Genomic DNA, 18,704 nt, shown 5'->3' with positions numbered 1-18,704 from the left:
GCAATGAGATGAAGGTAAACTTTTTTGTCACCTGCCTAGGCGATACAGTGAAGGCTGAAGTTGCCAAAAAAACAGTAGGTTTACTAGAGCAACTTGGCTGTGAAGTGATCTTCCCCGAGCGTCAAGGTTGTTGTGGTCAGCCTGCGTTAAATAGTGGCTACATTGAAAAAAGTAAGCCGGCAATGAAAAACATGATCGAAGCATTTGAGATCAACGACTTCCCTATCGTAACACCTGCAGGTTCTTGTGCTGCTGCGGTTAAGAAATACCCAGAGTACTTAGCTGATGAACCTGAGTGGGCAGAGCGTGCGAAGAAAGTTGCTGATCGCCTATTTGAATTGACTCAGTTTGTTGTTCGCCAACTTGGTGTTGAAAATGTAGGTGCTCGTCTTGAAGGTAAAGGTGTTTACCACCCTTCTTGTAGCTTGATCCGTAAGCTTGGTGTACGTGAAGAGCCGCTTATTCTACTAAACAACGTTGAAGGTCTTGAGCTTCTTCCAATTGAAAACCAAGAAACTTGTTGTGGTTTCGGTGGTACGTTCTCTGTGAAGATGTCTGAAATTTCTGGTGAGATGGTGACTGAGAAAGTACGTCACATCAAAGCTGCTGAACCTGACTTCTTAATTGGTGCTGATATCAGCTGTTTACTAAACATTGGTGGTCGCATTAGCCGTGAAGGTCAACCAATCAAAGTGATGCACATTGTTGATGTGCTGATGAGTCGTTAAGAGGTCATTATTATGTCAATGAAAACAAGCAACCAGAAATTTAAAGATCGTATTCATGTAAAAATGAAAGACGAATCTATGCGTGCCGCTGTTGCTAACGCGCAAGAGCGTATGTTCAAAAACCGTGCTATCGCTGCTGAAAAACTAGGTAACTGGGAAGAATGGCGTGAAATGGGCATGGATATCCGTAACCATGTGCTTGAAAACCTAGATTACTACCTACAACAACTTAGCGACAACGTTGAAAAGAACGGTGGTCACGTTTACTTCGCAGCAACAGCTGAAGATGCAACGAACTATATCGAAAAAATCATTCAACAAAAGAATGCGAAAAAAGTTGTTAAATCTAAATCTATGGTGACCGAAGAAATCGGTATGAACCATGTAATCCAACGTAACAACTGTGAAGTGATTGAAACTGACCTTGGTGAATACATTCTTCAGGTTGATGATTGTGATGCTCCTTCACACATCGTTGTACCAGCACTTCACAAAAACCGTACGCAAATTCGTGACGTATTCAACAAGAAGCTAGGTTACGAAGGCTCATCAGATCCTGAAGAAATGACGCGTTTTGTGCGCAAGCATATCCGTCATGACTTCCTAGAAGCTGAAATTGGTATCACTGGCTGTAACTTTGCCATTGCAGAATCTGGCACTGTGACACTTGTGACTAACGAAGGTAACGCACGTCTTGCAACCAGCCTGCCAAAAACACATATCGCAGTCATGGGTATGGAACGTATTGTTCCTACTTTTGAAGAATTCGATATCGTAGCAAGCCTGCTATGTCGCAGTGCTGTTGGTCTACCGCTAACAGGTTATGTGACCGCATTAACAGGCCCACGTGAAGCAGGTAACTGTGACGGTCCTGAAGAGTTCCACCTTGTTATTGTAGATAACGGTCGATCTAAGATCCTAGGCTCTGAATTCCGTTCAATCCTACGTTGTGTACGTTGTGCAGCATGTGTAAACACCTGCCCTGCTTACCGTCACATCGGTGGCCAATCTTACGGTTCAATCTACTCTGGTCCTATTGGTGCAGTACTGTCTCCACTACTTGGCGGCTACGAAGATTTCAAAGATCTACCAAACGCATGTAGCTTATGTCGTGCTTGTCATGACGTATGTCCAGTGAAGATCCCACTATCAGATCTACTGCTTAAGCACCGTCAAATCATGGGCGAAGAGAAAATTACTGATCCTATGGAACGTGCTTCTGTCAGTGGCTTTAGCTTTGTTAACGCTCACCCAGCACTATGGGATAAGACAGTTAAGATCGGTGCCATTGTTGCGGGTAAGCTAATTAAAGATGGTCAACTACCATTTAAAGTTGGTCTGCTAAACGCATGGACACAAACTCGTGATTTACCAACACCATCTGGTGAATCGTTCCGTAGCTGGTTTAAGAACAAGAATAAGTAATTAAGGAGCTTTACGTATGTCATCTCAAAATGAGCAACGCATCTATAATCGCGATAGTTTCCTTAATAACATCGCAAAACAACTAGGCCGTGATCGCATTACCACACCTGTTGAGCGTCCAAACCTAAAATATAACTGCCACAAAGAAGTATTTGCAGGTAAATCTCAAGATGAACTTAAAGACATCTTGGTAGAATACACAGAGTCTTCTTTAGGTGCGAAAGCCGTTGTTACGACTAAAGCGCAACTAACTGACGCGCTACGTGATGTTTGTTTCAAATACTGCAGCGCAGACGAAACGGAAATCAAACCTGTTGGTGAAACCATTTTCACAGCTGATGAACGTCTTCTGAATATGATTGATCCAAAAGATCTCAGTGCTGACCAACACGGTGTTTACATTTGGGATCACTCAGCAGGTTATGAAGCGAACATCACTGTTGCTGAGCGTGCGAAAGTAGGTGTTGTATTTGCAGAACAAGCATTAGCAGAATCTGGCACAATGGTACTTTATAGCAACCCAGCGCAAGGTCGTGCAGTTAGCCTATTACCAGAGGCATCAGTATTTGTTGTGCCAAAGAGCAGCATCGTTGCTCGTCTAACACAAGCGACTGAAATTCTTCATCAAAAAGCATTGAATGGCGAACGTATGCCATCATGTGTTAACTTTATTTCAGGTCCTAGCTCGACTGCTGATATCGAGCTGATCAAGGTTGTTGGTGTGCATGGGCCCGTCTTTGCCACCTACATCATTATTGATGATATGTAAGCCTACCTATCACCAATAGTGATAAACAGCTAGCAGGAAGTTAGCGGTTAAGCACACTACGGGAATAAGAACAACGCAGCTATCGGGGCTGCGTTTTTTTATTCAAGTTCCACATCCCCTCTTTGACTCTCTGCCAAATCACGCTTGTTGAATATAGCGCCATAATATGAGTTAGGTATATAATCCTTGCCTCTTAGGCTTTGTATGGGATAAAGAATGCCAGCTATCGACGATCTCGTTTTATTCACTCAAGTCATTGAACATGGATCATTCAGCAAAGTGGCTGAACTCAATAACGTGACTAAATCGGTTGTTAGTAAACGCATTAGTAAACTTGAGACAGAATTAGGTTTACAGTTAATCTACCGCACCACCCGTAAATTAACCCTCACTGAACCCGGTGAAGTCCTCTATCATCGTGCAAAAAGCATCAACCACGTTGCTCAAGCCGCTTTTGATTCAGTAACCGGTTATAGCGAAGCCTTATCTGGCAAAGTTCGCATGTCAGTTCCCACCATTTCAGGTGAATTAGTTCTCGCTAAAGCCGTGGCTGAATTTTGCCAAAAACATCCGGGACTATCGGTAGACATGTCACTTGATAATCACTTTGTCGATCTTGTGGCTGACAATTATGATCTGGTGATCCGTACTGGTTATCTAGAAGATTCCAGCCTGATTGCCCGCCATATATTTAATTCTCGTTGGGTGATCTGTGCCTCTCCTGCTTACATTGAGCATTACGGCAAGCCAGAAAAACCTAAAGATTTATTAAGTCATAATTGCCTAGGCTACAACCCACAAAGCACAGGCCCTTTCGACTGGCAATTTCTTAAGCAAAACAAAGTTTATACCCAGAAAGTGAGTGGTAATTTCTCATCTGACAATGCGGCTGCATTAAAGAAAGTCGTGCTTGCAGGTAACGGCATCGCCTATCTACCTAATTGCTTAATTTATGATGAAATACAACGTGGTGATTTGGTGGAATTACTGCCAACCCATGCAGGTAAAGTGGTCGGCATTTATGCGGTATACCCTTATACCAGAAAGCCAGCTAAACGCATTCAAGCCCTGATAGAACACATTCGTGAAAGCTATATGGAAATTAAAGAGAAATTTTAATTTCCATATAAATCATTATATTAGCCATCAACCAGCTTCATCAGTAGATGCCCGTCATACATTGCTTGTTTCACTAAAGCGGCGCCGGGCATGGTTGCTTGGGTATAAAAACAGCTTTGTTCAATTTCTAAATCACGGAAATACACAGGCAAGGTTTGTGAGCGAATTCGCTCCATGATCGCTGGATATAACACCGATTTCGCGCGGTTAAATTCGCCACCAATCAAAATGCGTTGGGGATTAAACAAATTCACCATGATCGCAATGGCTTGACCTAAATTGTGCCCAAGCTCAATGATAATCTGTCTTGCTAAACTATCACCTTCTACGGCTGCATCACACACAGCTTCAATGGTAAGCGGCATATTACTCAGCATAGATTCGTGTCCGGCATCGAGCTGTGTTTTCACTTGCTCTAAGATCGCTTGCAAACTTGCGACTGTTTCTAAACAACCGTGATTACCACAGAAACAACGCTTACCATAAGGCTTAATTTGAATATGCCCAAGCTCACCAACGTTACCTGTTTTACCTTGAAGGACATTATCATCGAGCACAATCCCAGCCCCAACACCGTGATGTATCGAGACTAAAATCGAGTTCGCAATGCCACGAGAGTTACCAAAAAGCTTCTCAGCTAATGCCCATGAGCGAGTATCGTTACCAATAAAAACAGGCAGCCCTGTTTCTTGGTGAATGATCTCGCCAAGCGGAAGATTGGAAACGTTATAATGCGGCATTTGCAGTACTACACCATCACTTGAATTCACTAATCCAGGTAGTGATACTGCGATAGCCGTAATACGATCGAGCTCGCTTACATGATTAGCAAAAAAGACATTAATTTCCTGTAATAGCTTTTCAACCACATCTACCTGATGCAATTGCTCAATGTCTTGACGCTCTTCAACAAGGATTTCACCACCGAGAGCATGTAAAGCAATCGTCAAGTAACCACGCCCTAAGCGAATCGATAAAAATTGCCAACCTTCATTAGCTGGCACAAGCCCAATGGCTGGGCGTCCACGGCTACTTGATTCTTGGAATTGAGTTTCTTTAATTAAATGCGCATCAATCAGTTCACGAGTGATCTTAGTAATACTCGCAGGGGCAAGCTGACTACGTTTTGATAATTCAATGCGAGAAATCGGGCCGTACAAATCAATCAGTTTGTATACGCTCCCAGCATTATTTCTTTTAATATGATCGATATGGCCTGGCTGAGCGACGTACATGTCGATACTCCTGAAAAATCAGCTATAAAACCTTCGGAAGTTAATTTTTTTACTTTGCGAAGTAATTGTGAAGCCTCTTGTCTTCAGTACGTGACAGGTATCACTATCAATGACTAAAGACATTGAGTTTCGCTTCTGCGATAATGGCAAAACGGCTTTTTTGCCAACCATTTTTATTCAATTAGCGGATTTATTTCACGCAGTAACCTTTCTTTACAGCCAAGCTGTTTCACAATAAGAAATAGGCTGTTTGCGTGAAAATAAGAGGTTCAACGTGTACAAAATTAACGAAGTATTCGAGACAATTCAGGGTGAAGGTGTATTTACTGGCGTACCTGCTATTTTTGTTCGATTACAAGTCTGCCCTGTCGGTTGTTCATGGTGTGATACCAAACAAACATGGACAGCAGAGCCACAAGACTTAGCATCTTTAGAACAAATCATGGCAAAAACTGAAGATTCTCCACTTTGGACTCAGCTTGACGCTAATAGCGTTGTGCAACTACTGATTGATCAAAAGTACACAGCAAAGCATGTTGTTATCACAGGTGGTGAGCCATGCATTTACGATCTTCGTCCCCTAACTGAAGCACTAGAAGCAGCCGATTTTAATTGCCAGATTGAAACCAGCGGTACTTCTGAGATCCAAACCAGTGATAACACTTGGGTAACGGTATCGCCAAAAATCAACATGAAAGCCAAGCTGCCTGTGCTTGCTTCTGCCCTAGAGCGTGCTAACGAGATCAAACACCCTGTCGGAACGAGTAAAGATATCGAGCAACTTGACGCTTTATTAGAGGGCAAGAGCCTTAAATCAGACGTCACAATTGCACTACAACCTATCAGCCAAAAACCACGCGCAACTGAGCTTTGCATCGAAACTTGTATTGCTCGTAATTGGCGTTTATCAATTCAGACACACAAATACTTAGCTATTGCTTAAACTGCTGTTGCCTGAAGTGATTTATAAAAAATTCAGCTAAGACGTCCTAGATATATATTTTCCAATACAGAGCTAGGACGACTTAAAGCAAATGACCGATAATTAACCAATCATTTGCTGAAATTACCGCTTTCTTTCATCAATTTATCATTTGATTGATATCAATACTTGATGCTTGTCGTAAGAAAGGTAATATGACTAACACTTAGATATCTTTAAGCACGAGATACTTTAATTCCGAAGTCAGTGCCTAAACGGAGAATGATTTAAACATGACTTACGCGCCTGTAACAGACGTATTAAGCGGCAAACTAGCGGTAGACAGTGAAGTTACTGTTCGCGGTTGGGTTCGCTCACGTCGTGATTCCAAAGCTGGGATCTCTTTCCTTGCCATTTATGACGGCTCTTGTTTCGACCCGATTCAGGCCGTGGTCCCTAATGAGTTAAATAATTACCAGGATGAAGTGCTTAAGCTTACAACTGGTTGCTCTGTTGAGGTTACCGGTACAATCGTAGCATCTCCTGCTCAAGGTCAAGATTTTGAACTAGCAGCAACCAACGTTAAAGTAGTTGGTTGGGTTGAAGATGCAGAATCTTACCCAATGGCGAAAACACGCCACTCAATTGAGTACTTACGTGAAGTTGCACACCTTCGTCCACGTACTAACGTGATCGGTGCTGTTGCACGTGTTCGTAACTGTCTATCTCAAGCGATCCACCGTTTCTACCACGAGCAAGGCTTCTTCTGGATGTCTGCACCACTTATCACAGCATCTGACTGTGAAGGTGCGGGTGAAATGTTCCGTGTATCTACGCTAGACATGGCTAACCTGCCAATGACTGACAAAGGCGAAGTAGACTTTGACAAAGATTTCTTTGGTAAAGAGACTTTCCTAACAGTATCTGGTCAGCTAAACGCTGAAGCTTACGCTTGTGCACTAAGCAAGGTTTACACTTTCGGCCCTACTTTCCGTGCTGAAAACTCAAACACAAGCCGTCACCTAGCTGAATTCTGGATGGTTGAACCTGAAGTTGCATTCGCAGAACTTGACGATGTAGCGAAACTTGCTGAAGACATGCTGAAGTATGTATTTAAAGCAGTACTTGAAGAGCGTCGTGATGACCTTGAGTTCTTTGCTCAACGTATCGACAAAGATGCAATTTCTCGCCTAGAGAAGTTCGTAACATCTGACTTTGCACAAGTTGATTACACTGATGCAATTAAGATCCTTCAAGACTCTGGTCGCAAGTTCGAGTTTGATGTTGAGTGGGGCATTGATATGTCTTCTGAGCACGAGCGTTACCTTGCAGAAGAGCACTTCAAAGCACCTGTAATCGTTAAGAACTACCCGAAAGACATCAAAGCATTCTACATGCGCTTGAATGACGACGGTAAGACAGTAGCAGCAATGGACGTACTAGCACCGGGTATCGGTGAAATCATCGGTGGTTCTCAGCGTGAAGAGCGTTTAGACATCCTTGATGCACGTATGGTTGAAATGGGTCTAGATCCTGAGCACATGGGCTGGTACCGCGACCTACGTCGTTACGGTAGTGTTCCACACGCTGGTTTCGGTCTAGGCTTCGAGCGTCTAGTTTCTTACGTAACAGGCATGGGTAACGTACGTGACGTGATCCCATTCCCACGTACTCCACGTTCTGCAAACTTCTAATCCTTAGGTTTAGAACTGAACGTAAAAGGCTGCCAATTGGCAGCCTTTTTTATGACTTATCACTGGGTAGCGATAATATTAACTAAACGTGGGCTATAACATTTAATCAATTATCAAAGTTTAGATCTTTGAACGGAACCGGTTTGGAATAGTAATAGCCCTGAATATAGTCGATATTGTGTTTACGTAGGAAATCAACTTGTTGTTGGGTTTCCACCCCTTCTGCCACAATATCAATACCTAAACGCTTTGCCATCATGATAATCGAATTTAGTACTTCTACTTTCACATCATCGACACCAATAACATCAATGAACATTTTATCGATCTTCACCCCATCGAGATTGAAGTCCATAAAGTAGCTAAAACCACCATAACCTGTACCAGCATCATCTAGCTTTACTTGGTAGCCTTGGTCTTGTAATCGACGAATATTGGCCTTAGCCATTGCCAAATTATCAAAATGCTGACGCTCTGTGATCTCAAAAGATGGAATAAACCGCTTCTCGTCTTTCAATTTGTCGATCAATAAATTAATAAATGATTTATTCTCGATTTGGTGTGCCGTTAGGTTAAAAGCACAAAAGATTACTTTCTTATTATTACTTGCGTATTGTTTGAAATCCGATTGCACTTTTTGAATTAACTTAAGCGTAATTTCATCAATGACCGCCATTTTTTCAGCGACTTCAATAAAGTATGCAGGTAGCAATAAACTACCGTCACTTAGCTTCCAACGCATCAACACTTCAAGCCCTTGCATCTCATCATCAAGCGACATAATAGGTTGATAATAAGGGATAAATTCGTTTTTCTTACATCCAGCTATCAGCATTTTTTGTAAGTCGTGACGAGTATTGTAATAGTAGATAATACCCGTACAAATCAGGCTAAAAAGCAAGAAATATACTAACCAATAATAATAAATATTCCTCCCACCTAATTTATGCTGCAGAGAACGATCGACTATTATCACACCGTTAATATTGCCTAACTTACCGTGGACAACAAACCACGTCGTTGGCTTAAGTTCATCCTCATGGTGTTCAAACTCATATTCATAGTGAAATGATAAACACGTCTGGCAGAAGTAAGAGAAAAAATTAGCAAAGTCTGATTTATTTGTATCAACTAAAAACGTTTTATTATTAACGTTAATCAGTACAGAGGTTTCTTTTTTGTTAGTGATCGGTGATATATAACGAATATAAGGAAACTGCTGAGATTCAATCATAGGAAAATCGATTAATCCATTTGATGTGCATAGCATCTCCCCCATTCTCAAACCAAGAAAACGGATCTCATTGCTTTTATATTCTAACTCCCTTAGCAACAGCTGAGAATTATCATCACATTGATTTATATCTTGTAATCGGCTTAATTGTTGCGTTTCTAAAATGTAGTCTTTACGTAACTTTTCATCATACCGCTTCATCTCTGAATTGATGGTTGAGTATGCTACAAAATAAGATAAATATGGTGCTGTTAGGATTGCTACACCATAACTCAGCAAAATAAGAACAATAACAGCAGTCAATAATCGCGCTATTTTTACTATTGGATTCAATGACACTGCTATACCTTCTCCTAAAAATCTTATCCTCTTACAAATTATACCCAAAGCCAATATTTTTACGGGATTAATTTTAAAAATCGTATAGATAAGATAATCTTACTAATGTTATGGTCTTTGCTATTGAATTAATATTTTTTACTTATAAAATCCACTCCTCATTAACTTTCACTGAAATAAAACATGAATAGTAGTTCTAATAAAAAAAACAAAAGCTTATTTACCAGTATCAAGCTTTTCTTACTATTCTTCTTTGTTATCTGTGGTGGCTACTTTGCGTATAATGCTTACCATTTAGACGAATTTCATGACCAATATTTCGAAAAGATAAATACGATTTACTCTATTAGCCGTCGTTTTGGCTCGTACTACAACAACACGGGATCAATTCCTATTCCAGCAGGGAATCATGATTATAATGGCGTTTCTGTTGTAGTTAATCATTTCTCAAATGTCAAAGTTCTTTCTAAAGGTATTAAACGCCTACGTGCGCAATTAGAGCCACTAACCGACAACCATATTTGGACCATTGCTGTTTTCGAAAACCCAGCAACATACGCTCACTTTGATCCTGTTCGACCTGAGTACCTGCAGTCTTTCAAAAACTATGAAAAAGGCTCAGTGATGAAGCGTATTATCGAACGGGAAGGACTAAAAGAGACATTTCGCTACTTCTATGGCTGTAACCTAAAGCTAACTGAACGTTATGTGGAAGAAGGTACAAATAAAGCCATTAGAACGCTGTACTACCCGATTTATAATAAAAGTGTACTCAATGCCCTATTAGTTATCGATATCAACGATGATTTATTAAACTCGGCGTTAGATGAATACAATAAGGCCCATCTGACAGTCTTACAACGTGATCCATCAGCACATAGCTTCCATATCAAGAAATTATTGCCATGTGCGACACAAGATCCGTTCTATGTAGGTATTAACTTATTCTCAGTATTGAAAACTGCGTTTTTCCCTGCTTTGCTGTTTAGTTTTCTGATCCAATATCTAACCAGAAGTGTGAAAACCAGAAAATTCTCTTTACAACGAGATCATATGACGCATTTCTACCGTCGTGATTTTTACGAGAAGAAACTACAAAAACAGTCAGATTTCTGCCTGTTGATCATTGATATCGATAACTTTAAATCGATCAATGATACCTATGGTCATGAATTTGGTGATGATGTGATACGGACAGTAGCCAAGCGCATCAATCAATGTATTCGACAAACTGATATTGCGATTCGTTGGGGCGGTGAAGAGTTTATTGTCAGCTTCCCATCATCGATGACGAAAGAGCAGCTGCAACTGAAAGCAGAAGAAATTCGCTACATGGTACAACTCTACCCTATTCAAGATCTCATTGTGACGATCTCAATTGGTGGTACTATCACTACAAAATCTTCTTTCAGCCAAACCTATAAAACTGCAGATAAAGCACTTTATCAATCGAAGCATAATGGTAGAAATCAATCGACTATCGTCTGATCTAAATGATAATGGCTGTTTTCTGATAGCCTGATCGTAAATTTTAAATTTATCAGATAAGCCTGTATCTGTTCTGCCATCCTTGTTATGTGTCTTATACATTTCAAGGATGGCAATATGATCGCTTCATCACTCTCTCACCATATTCTTACATTAACCATTAATCGCCCCCATGCGAAAAATGCGTTAAACCTTGAGATGTACCAACAGCTCACACAGCACTTGCATCAGGCAAATGATCCAGATGTTCATGTGATCGTGCTTACAGGCTTGAGTGATGTATTTTGTAGTGGTAATGACATTACAGACTTTATTTCACTAACAACAGCAGATGCTGCACAATGCCAACATAGTCGTCGCATCATTGAAGCCTTTATGTTTGCTATGATTGATAGCCCTGTGCCTATCGTTGCCGCCGTATCCGGTAATGCGATTGGTATCGGGATGACCATGCTGCAACATTGTGATTTTGTCTTTGCCTGCTCTTCTGCCAACTTTAGCCTACCTTTCGTCAAACTCGGTTTATGTCCTGAATTTGGCTCAAGCTTATTATTGCCCCAACTAATAGGCACCAGAAAAGCAAAAGCCATGTTGTTGCTCGGCGAACCTATGGACGCTAAAGAAGCCTTATCACTCGGTTATATTGATCAAATTACTATTCAACCAGAACAACTGGCTGCAACCTATGCGGCAGCGCTTGCAACCCAGCCCAAACACGCATTGCAAAGTAGTAAACAACTTCTCTCTCAAATTAGTAGAAAGCAACTTATCGACTGTATAAGTAAGGAAAATAATCTTATTTTTAAGCTAGTTAAAGAACATGAAGCGGTTAATGCTTTTAGCCAATTCACGACCAGAAAATCACATACTTAATTCATCAATAAAAATTATGACTAATTTGTTGCATTATGTTGTAAATCTTCTACGACAAAGGGTATAAATAGGTATCACTATTTATTAACGCCACGGATGACCGAATATGTTTGAAAAAATCACCTCAGCTCCTGCTGATCCTATTTTAGGTTTAACTGAAGAATTTAAAGCTGATACTCGCGCAACAAAGATTAATCTTGGCGTTGGTATTTACAAAGATGAAACAGGTAATACACCTGTACTAGCAACAGTTAAAAAAGCAGAAGCTATCTTGTTGGACAGCGAAAAGACCAAGTCTTACTTAAGCATTCCTGGTACGCCTGAATACGGCCTAGCCGTTCAACAACTCCTTTTCGGTAACGATGCCACTATCATTGCAGAAAAACGTGCACAAACAGCGCAAGCTCCGGGTGGTACTGGTGCACTACGTGTTGCTGCTGAATTTATTAAGCGTCAACTTGGCGATGTAAAAGTGTGGATCAGTAATCCAACTTGGGCAAACCACCACGGTGTGTTCGGTGCTGCTGGTCTTGAGACAGCACAATACTCTTACTACAACGCAGAAACCAAAGACATTGACTTTGAAGCTGCACTAGCAGATCTAAGTCAAGCAAGCGAAGGTGATATTGTTCTACTACACGGTTGCTGTCATAACCCTACAGGTATTGATCCAACACAAGCACAATGGCAAGCTCTAGCTCAACTTTGTGTAGAGAAGAAACTCCTACCAATGTTCGACTTTGCTTACCAAGGTTTTGCACGTGGTGTAGAAGAAGATGCACAAGGCTTACGTATCTTTGCAGACCAACTACCAGAACTACTCGTAGCAAGTTCTTTCTCGAAAAACTTCGGTCTGTACAATGAGCGTGTTGGTGCATTTACACTTGTAGGTCAAAATGCTGAGCAAGCAGCAACAGCATTTAGCCAAGTTAAAGCCATTGCTCGTGTTATCTACTCTAACCCACCAGCACATGGTGCTGCGATTGTAACTACAATTCTGAACAACCCAGAGCTACGTGCAGAATGGGAACAAGAAGTAGCAGACATGCGTGATCGTATCCAAGAAATGCGTACACTATTTGTAACGACACTCAAAGAGCTTGGTATTACAAACGACTTTAGCTTTATCGAACGTCAAAATGGTATGTTCTCGTTCTCTGGTTTATCTAAAGAACAAGTAACACAACTTAAAAATGACTTTGCTATTTATATCGTAGGTTCAGGTCGTATTAGCGTTGCTGGTATGACGAAAGATAATATGCTTCCTTTATGTAAAGGTATCGCTGCGGTTTTATAATATAATCCGTATTAACAAAAAAAGAGGACATTATGTCCTCTTTTTATTTTATCTATAATAAATGAATCGTCTTTATTATAAGAACCGTTATATTATCTGAGACAAATATAATTTAACCTGATTTATTTAGCGGCAGTACATTACAATACAGATCTCGTTCGTAATTTCTTTTCAACTGCTCTTTCCAAGGTCTTTTGGCAACAGGGACTAAATAGAACATTTCTCTTGTCGTATCAGTCACAAAAGCCATATCGTGGCGCATTACTTCGTAATGAATATCGTGAACAAACCCTAAAGAGAAGCTTTGCCTACCTGTTAGGATATTGATATCTTCTCGCGTCAAAGAAACGCCTTGGTTATCTTCAGCAAAGCGATCAATTAGCCAATCTGAAAATTCTCTCGCACTTATCATTGTCATAAGATCATTAACTCCAAATGCTTCGAGCTCCTTGAAATTAACATCCAAATCGTCATTATAGCAAAGGATAAGCGAGTAAAACCTCAACTGTAATATAAAGTAACTATGGACATTAACTCATTATTATATTTATAGCATTAAAATTATTATTATTAAAAATAATAGGTTCGATGCATTAATAATAAAGTAGAACTTAATATTAGCAGAAGATAATAAGTTTGGAATAATAGAAATGAGAATAAAAACCCCCGCTTCTTGGGAAGAAGCGGGATTGGCTGATTAAATTGCTTTGTATAAAACTTTGTTTCCAGCCAATTGGATGCGCTCAACTAAACCTTCTTCAGTCAGTTTTTTCAACGCACCTGTTGCCCAAGAAGCTGCTTTCGCTTCTTCTTGACCAGCTTCTAAGCCAATGCCTTTAGGGTTTAAACCTTCAGCATTTTTTACAACAATATCTAGCACTTGTTGTTGCTTAGGAGTTAATGCTACTGCAGACGCTGCTTTTGCAGGTGCTACAGCCTTAACTACTTTTTTAGCTTCTTCAGTTTTTGCCACTGGTGCAGCTTTCACTGTTTCTGCTTTTGCTACCTTTTTAGGCGCTGCCTTGGTTGCTAACTCTGCAAAAACAGGTGATTGCTTCTGAAGTTTTAGCTGTACTTTACGTTTGTGAGAGATTCTCATTAAATTTCCTACTCCGTTGCACTACTTTCAGTCACCACTATGACAGCGGGAAAAAGTAAGCGCGTTTTATATCAGGGATGTCAGGGAATTGCCAGCAAACGGTGTTTTTTCATACAACAAATATGATTTTAAGCAAAATATTCCTCGCATTTTCATCCTATATACTTAAGAGGTACAACAAATGCTATTTGCTTGGAATATACAACAGTCACTATAGCAACCATCAACAACGGATATCGATCCCTTATATCAATCATAACGTATGATAGTAAAATGATTGGTCTTGGAGAGTGCAATGGATACTTATCATGTCAAATCAGCCCCTATCACCATGACTATTATGCTATTTGTATTCAGCTTTACCGCTTTTATAAGCTCCAGCATGATGATCTTCTTTGTATCTAGCATGTCACTGCTCGCTATAATACTAACTACCTTAATCATTGCCTGTTGTGCCGTGGTGCTCATTCGTCTGATTTGTGCATCAAAATACATCTTCACACTCACCTTCATGCATTGCCAATACCATAGCCGTTACGGAGGGTGGTCAACGCCTTGGGGTAATATTTCACAACTTGGTACAGCACAGATCGATCATCAAGGTTGGCAACAACCCTTACCGTGGATTGGCGTGAAGCTTAAAGATTACGATGAATTTATTTGTAATATCAGCCCACGATTAGCAGCGAGGATGATCATTGAACAACGCATTTTGCTGATCATGGCAATCAAAAATAGTGAACAAGACAACCACGTAATTGAAGATATATTATTTGATGATGAGCCCTACCAAGGACATAACGGCTGCATTTTTAAAGGATTAAGAGCTATGCTGGCAAATAGAATGCATTACAACCGCCAGTATTTAGGATTTGATTTTTTCATTTCAGAAGATGCCTTAGACAGACCTATGAGTGATTTTCTTGGTCTGCTAAGACGTTATAAAGCAGCCGCTATAAGCTAACAACGATACAATTAAGTGGTTTCGTTATATTGTGCTTTCAAAAATGGCAGTAATAACAAACCAATTGCTGCCGCAGCCACAGAAATCACCACGAAAAAGCCAGTCCAATGGAAATGCTGGGTAATGATTGCTAATGGATATCCTGCTAACGCTGCGCCCATATAGGCAAACAAACCGACAAATCCTGTTGCTGCTCCTACTGAGTCTTTATGAGAGCATTCCGCTGCAGCCATGCCTATTAACATTTGTGGACCAAAAACAAAAAAGCCAATCGCAAACAGACATACCGCTTGCAATGCAAAACTGGCAATCGGCATCAGCCACAGTGCAGCCACCGATAAAAAAATCCCCATTGAGAACAACAAGATCATCGGCCCTCGGTTACCTGAGAAGATCTTATCGGAGCCCCAACCTGCCACCAATGACCCAAGAAAGCCACCAATTTCAAACAGCGATAACGCACTGTTAGCCGTGATCAAGCTATACCCATATTGCTCTGTTAGGTACAAATTGCCCCAATCGTTAATCGCGGTTCGCACGATATAAACCAAGATATAACTCAGCCCAAGCAGCCAGATATATTTATTACTTAATACATAACGAGTCAGGATCTGCTTTTGCGATAAGCCCTTCCCAGTATTTTCATGAGCGATTTCTAAATAATCTTTACGCCAATGACCAATGCTCGGCAACCCCATGGAGGTTGGTTTATCGCGCAATCGCCAGCACAGTAAGCCACCAACCATTACCGCAATAACACCGGGAATAAAAAAGCTATAACGCCAGCCATAGTGCAACACGGTATAACCCACAATAATGGGGATCATCGCCCCACCAAGGTTATGTGCCGTATTCCAAACCGACCACCAACCGCCACGCTCAGAACGAGAATACCAAGTCGTTAATAATTTAGAACATGCAGGCCAGCCCCACCCTTGGAACCAAGCATTCAGCACCCACAAAATGCTGAGTGCAACAATCGAGCTGGATAAACCAAATAAGATATTAATGATGCCCGTCGCAATTAAGCCCAAGCCCATAAAATAACGGGGATTGGAGCGATCACTGACTATGCCCGATATAAACTTAGAGATACCGTATGTGAGATAAAACAAGGTGCCCATTAAACCGATATCGGCTTTATCCCAGCCTAAATCAGTAATAATGGCAGGCATCGCATAACTAAAGTTCTTACGAGTTAAATAGAACACCGCATAGCCAATATACATACTCACCATAATATGAATACGCCAGTAGCGATAACGTTGTGCGGTTTCTGGAGAAAATTCCGTATTCATCATTTAGAGACTTTTATATTGTTGCTGAGCGTGATTAGGCGCAAATAGCGGTAATACCACACGAATCGTTGTACCTGATGGTTGAATACTGTCTGCTGGTATATTAAGAAGCATTTTAGGCTGAGTAAAACTGGTGATCACACATTGTCCTCCTAAGGCTTCAATGCGCTCTTTCATCCCTCGCAGGCCAAAACCTTTTAAGGTATCGCTGGTTTTAAAACCGATACCGTTATCTTCAATTTCCATGGTGATATTGCTATCGACAGTAAATTCGATCAGCACTTCTGACGCATTGGCATATTTAGCAATGTTATTCAGCGCTTCTTGCACCACACGAAACAGGGTGATTTGCAGCATATCTGTCATTACCGTATCAATGACTTTAGGGTATGACATCGCAACATCAATCTCTTGTGATTCAAAATCTAAATCTCGGATCACCTGCTCGATAGCCGCTTTCAACCCTAAATCATCTAACGTTTTAGGGCGCAATTGCGATAACAAGCCTTTCGTAGTGTCGTAGATATTCAGTGACAACTGCTCAATAGAATCTGCACATTGATCCCCTGCAGGTGTTGTTTCTAGCCGTTTTAAAATGCTGGCTTGGGTACGGATTGCGGTAATGTTCTGCCCAATTTCATCATGCAATTCGCGGGCAATATTTTGGCGAACTGACTCTTCTGCGGTAACTAACTGCCGCGATAAAGAGTAATTGCGCTTTAACTGTTTAGAGAGTCGCGTATTCAAATCACGTTGATGCTGAATACCAATCCCCAGCAAAATCCCCGTTAGGCTTTGTGCTGATAGTGATAACAGTAAGTCGACAATTTCAATCGAGCTAATTTCGCTGCGAGCCGCAATTAAAGCAATACTGTTTAACAAAGTGCCTAGTAACGCTCCTTCCCAACCATAACGAAATGCCAACACAATAATGGGGATCGCCAAACAAAATGGCGCAAATAAACTGAGTTGCTCAGGTAAATGTACCTGTAACAAAATATTGGCAATAAATAATAGGCAGAAGAAAAACAAATGTTGGCTACGAAATTCCACCGGACGAGAAACCACATCGACCGTTAATGGTATCCAAGACTTTTGGAACAGATAATTCCAAATAAGATAACAACTCGGCACCAACATTAAGCCACTGGTCATGCTGACTAAAAACACAAAACCTAAACGTCGGGTGTTTGAAATATCAAAGAAATGAAAACTGCTTAACGCTAACGTATTGAGCACAGCTAAAACAGTAATACTTACCGCTATTACTGCCAGTAAGCGCCACTGTACCCCTTTATAGTAACGACGAGCCAATAAGGTAACGGGAATAGAAAGTACACTCGCCATCACTAACGCTTGCCAATGATAATTCGGCAAAGATACCGCCAGCAGTAATAAGCCACTCCATTCAGCGGCATATATCGCGACCCAATACTTTTTAACACTGTGCAGCGTTAACCCCAACCGCAAGGCAAAAGGAAAAAACACTGTCGCCAGCATAGGATCCATAATGAAGTAAAACGAGATCCCCCATAAACAGAACCAGCTACAGCTAACAAACAGCCAAATACACAATGACGTTAAGCCAAAGCTACGCACTAGATCACTTCTCCGCTAAAGAACTTAGCCAGTTCAACATTATTCTTAACGCCGAGTTTATCCATCGCATTGGCACGATGGACATGTACGGTTTTATGGCTTAAGCCTAATTTCACCGCAACGGCTTTGACATCAAGTCCGGTGGCTAACAGCTCACTGATTTGATGTTCACGTTTAGTCAATTTGCCAAGGGCTTGTTTATTTTGGTTTGGTGACACTAGGTTAATGGCAATATCAGGCGTTAGATAACAACCGCCTTGTGCTGCGGTTCTTACAGCTTGCACTAACTCATCAGGGCTACAACGTTTACTTAAAAAACCTTTTGCGCCCAAACTTAACGCCTTTTCAACAACAGTGGCAGAATCGTGGACGCTCAACATGATACAAGCAATACCCGATGGCAGATCTTCAAGCAAAGATAAACCACTCTCATTGGGCATCGAAATATCTAAAATACACACAGAGGCATCCAAGCCCGGTAAACCTGCTCGTGCTTCTGCCGCAGAGCTAAACTGTCCAACAACATCCATATCAGGTTCTAACGCTAACAGCTGAGCAAAGCCAGAGCGCACAATAATGTGATCATCAACCAAAGCTACTTTGATCATTGCCTGAATACCT

General features: G+C 41.0%; 18 protein-coding genes. 11 read left to right on the top strand and 7 right to left on the bottom strand.

What is annotated here, in order from left to right:
* Nucleotides 1–8: 8 nt before the first annotated feature.
* The 4 genes from Q7657_RS15180 (at nucleotide 9) to Q7657_RS15165 (ending at nucleotide 4,041) form a co-directional block, all read left to right on the top strand.
* A complete protein-coding gene (locus Q7657_RS15180) occupies nucleotides 9–728 on the top strand; it encodes a (Fe-S)-binding protein (protein ID WP_023932631.1) in 720 nt (239 codons plus the stop codon).
* A gap of 12 nt (nucleotides 729–740) precedes the next feature.
* Nucleotides 741–2,153 carry a LutB/LldF family L-lactate oxidation iron-sulfur protein gene (locus Q7657_RS15175; protein ID WP_107165118.1) on the top strand — a complete coding sequence of 471 codons (1,413 nt, stop codon included), beginning with the start codon at nucleotides 741–743 and terminating at the stop codon, nucleotides 2,151–2,153.
* Nucleotides 2,154–2,169: 16 nt separating this feature from the next.
* Nucleotides 2,170–2,922, top strand: coding sequence for a LutC/YkgG family protein (locus Q7657_RS15170; protein WP_107165117.1), 753 nt, complete (start codon nucleotides 2,170–2,172; stop codon nucleotides 2,920–2,922).
* Nucleotides 2,923–3,138: 216 nt separating this feature from the next.
* Complete coding sequence (locus Q7657_RS15165) at nucleotides 3,139–4,041, top strand: LysR family transcriptional regulator (RefSeq protein WP_107165116.1); 903 nt, start codon at nucleotides 3,139–3,141, stop codon at nucleotides 4,039–4,041.
* 20 nt (nucleotides 4,042–4,061) lie between these two features.
* Here the strand turns inward: Q7657_RS15165 and mlc are convergent, their stop codons facing one another.
* The gene (gene mlc / locus Q7657_RS15160; protein ID WP_053988234.1) at nucleotides 4,062–5,276 is read right to left on the bottom strand and encodes a sugar metabolism global transcriptional regulator Mlc; all 1,215 of its coding nucleotides are present in this window, start codon (nucleotides 5,274–5,276) and stop codon (nucleotides 4,062–4,064) included.
* Nucleotides 5,277–5,385: 109 nt separating this feature from the next.
* On the opposite strand from mlc, the gene Q7657_RS15155 reads away from it, so the two are divergent.
* The 3 genes from Q7657_RS15155 to asnS all read left to right on the top strand — a co-directional run bounded on the left by Q7657_RS15155 (nucleotide 5,386) and on the right by asnS (nucleotide 7,892).
* On the top strand, nucleotides 5,386–5,514 hold the full coding sequence (locus tag Q7657_RS15155; protein ID WP_258178209.1) for a hypothetical protein: 129 nt from the start codon (nucleotides 5,386–5,388) through the stop codon (nucleotides 5,512–5,514).
* A 36-nt stretch (nucleotides 5,515–5,550) separates the two neighbouring features.
* Nucleotides 5,551–6,219: a 7-carboxy-7-deazaguanine synthase QueE gene (gene queE / locus Q7657_RS15150; RefSeq protein ID WP_107165115.1), complete on the top strand. Its 669-nt coding sequence runs from the start codon at nucleotides 5,551–5,553 to the stop codon at nucleotides 6,217–6,219.
* Nucleotides 6,220–6,491: 272 nt separating this feature from the next.
* Nucleotides 6,492–7,892 carry an asparagine--tRNA ligase gene (gene asnS, locus Q7657_RS15145; protein ID WP_053988236.1) on the top strand — a complete coding sequence of 467 codons (1,401 nt, stop codon included), beginning with the start codon at nucleotides 6,492–6,494 and terminating at the stop codon, nucleotides 7,890–7,892.
* A gap of 106 nt (nucleotides 7,893–7,998) precedes the next feature.
* Here asnS and Q7657_RS15140 read toward each other — a convergent pair whose 3' ends face one another.
* The gene (locus tag Q7657_RS15140; protein ID WP_146146396.1) at nucleotides 7,999–9,465 is read right to left on the bottom strand and encodes an EAL domain-containing protein; all 1,467 of its coding nucleotides are present in this window, start codon (nucleotides 9,463–9,465) and stop codon (nucleotides 7,999–8,001) included.
* 183 nt (nucleotides 9,466–9,648) lie between these two features.
* Here Q7657_RS15140 and Q7657_RS15135 point away from each other — a divergent pair, with 183 nt between their 5' ends.
* The 3 genes from Q7657_RS15135 (at nucleotide 9,649) to Q7657_RS15125 (ending at nucleotide 13,123) form a co-directional block, all read left to right on the top strand.
* The gene (locus Q7657_RS15135; RefSeq protein ID WP_107165113.1) at nucleotides 9,649–10,953 is read left to right on the top strand and encodes a GGDEF domain-containing protein; all 1,305 of its coding nucleotides are present in this window, start codon (nucleotides 9,649–9,651) and stop codon (nucleotides 10,951–10,953) included.
* A 117-nt stretch (nucleotides 10,954–11,070) separates the two neighbouring features.
* Complete coding sequence (locus tag Q7657_RS15130; RefSeq protein WP_107165112.1) at nucleotides 11,071–11,826, top strand: enoyl-CoA hydratase/isomerase family protein; 756 nt, start codon at nucleotides 11,071–11,073, stop codon at nucleotides 11,824–11,826.
* Between the two features lie 106 nt (nucleotides 11,827–11,932).
* On the top strand, nucleotides 11,933–13,123 hold the full coding sequence (locus Q7657_RS15125; RefSeq protein WP_107165111.1) for an amino acid aminotransferase: 1,191 nt from the start codon (nucleotides 11,933–11,935) through the stop codon (nucleotides 13,121–13,123).
* 112 nt (nucleotides 13,124–13,235) lie between these two features.
* Here Q7657_RS15125 and Q7657_RS15120 read toward each other — a convergent pair whose 3' ends face one another.
* On the bottom strand, nucleotides 13,236–13,541 hold the full coding sequence (locus Q7657_RS15120) for a hypothetical protein (protein WP_053988241.1): 306 nt from the start codon (nucleotides 13,539–13,541) through the stop codon (nucleotides 13,236–13,238).
* A 279-nt stretch (nucleotides 13,542–13,820) separates the two neighbouring features.
* Nucleotides 13,821–14,222 (bottom strand): MarR family transcriptional regulator, encoded by a 402-nt coding sequence (locus Q7657_RS15115; RefSeq protein ID WP_107165110.1) that lies wholly within the window; start codon nucleotides 14,220–14,222, stop codon nucleotides 13,821–13,823.
* Nucleotides 14,223–14,517: 295 nt separating this feature from the next.
* Between Q7657_RS15115 and Q7657_RS15110 the strand changes: the two genes are divergently transcribed.
* Entirely contained in the window at nucleotides 14,518–15,186 is a 669-nt protein-coding gene (locus tag Q7657_RS15110; RefSeq protein WP_107165109.1) for a DUF2982 domain-containing protein, read from the top strand.
* An 11-nt stretch (nucleotides 15,187–15,197) separates the two neighbouring features.
* Here Q7657_RS15110 and Q7657_RS15105 read toward each other — a convergent pair whose 3' ends face one another.
* Genes Q7657_RS15105 through uhpA form a run of 3 tightly spaced genes read right to left on the bottom strand, consistent with a single transcriptional unit; the run spans nucleotide 15,198 to nucleotide 18,691 of the window.
* A complete protein-coding gene (locus tag Q7657_RS15105; protein WP_107165210.1) occupies nucleotides 15,198–16,484 on the bottom strand; it encodes an MFS transporter in 1,287 nt (428 codons plus the stop codon).
* A gap of 3 nt (nucleotides 16,485–16,487) precedes the next feature.
* Nucleotides 16,488–18,083 (bottom strand): signal transduction histidine-protein kinase/phosphatase UhpB, encoded by a 1,596-nt coding sequence (uhpB, locus tag Q7657_RS15100; RefSeq protein ID WP_107165108.1) that lies wholly within the window; start codon nucleotides 18,081–18,083, stop codon nucleotides 16,488–16,490.
* A complete protein-coding gene (uhpA, locus tag Q7657_RS15095; RefSeq protein WP_053988245.1) occupies nucleotides 18,083–18,691 on the bottom strand; it encodes a response regulator transcription factor UhpA in 609 nt (202 codons plus the stop codon). Before uhpA ends, uhpB begins: the two co-directional genes overlap by 1 nt.
* Nucleotides 18,692–18,704: the final 13 nt, after the last annotated feature.

This window comes from Candidatus Photobacterium acropomis, assembly GCF_030685555.1.
Classification (GTDB): domain Bacteria; phylum Pseudomonadota; class Gammaproteobacteria; order Enterobacterales; family Vibrionaceae; genus Photobacterium; species Photobacterium lucens.
Note: the sequence above shows the minus strand (reverse complement) of the source record. Positions and strands in the feature narration are given on the sequence as shown.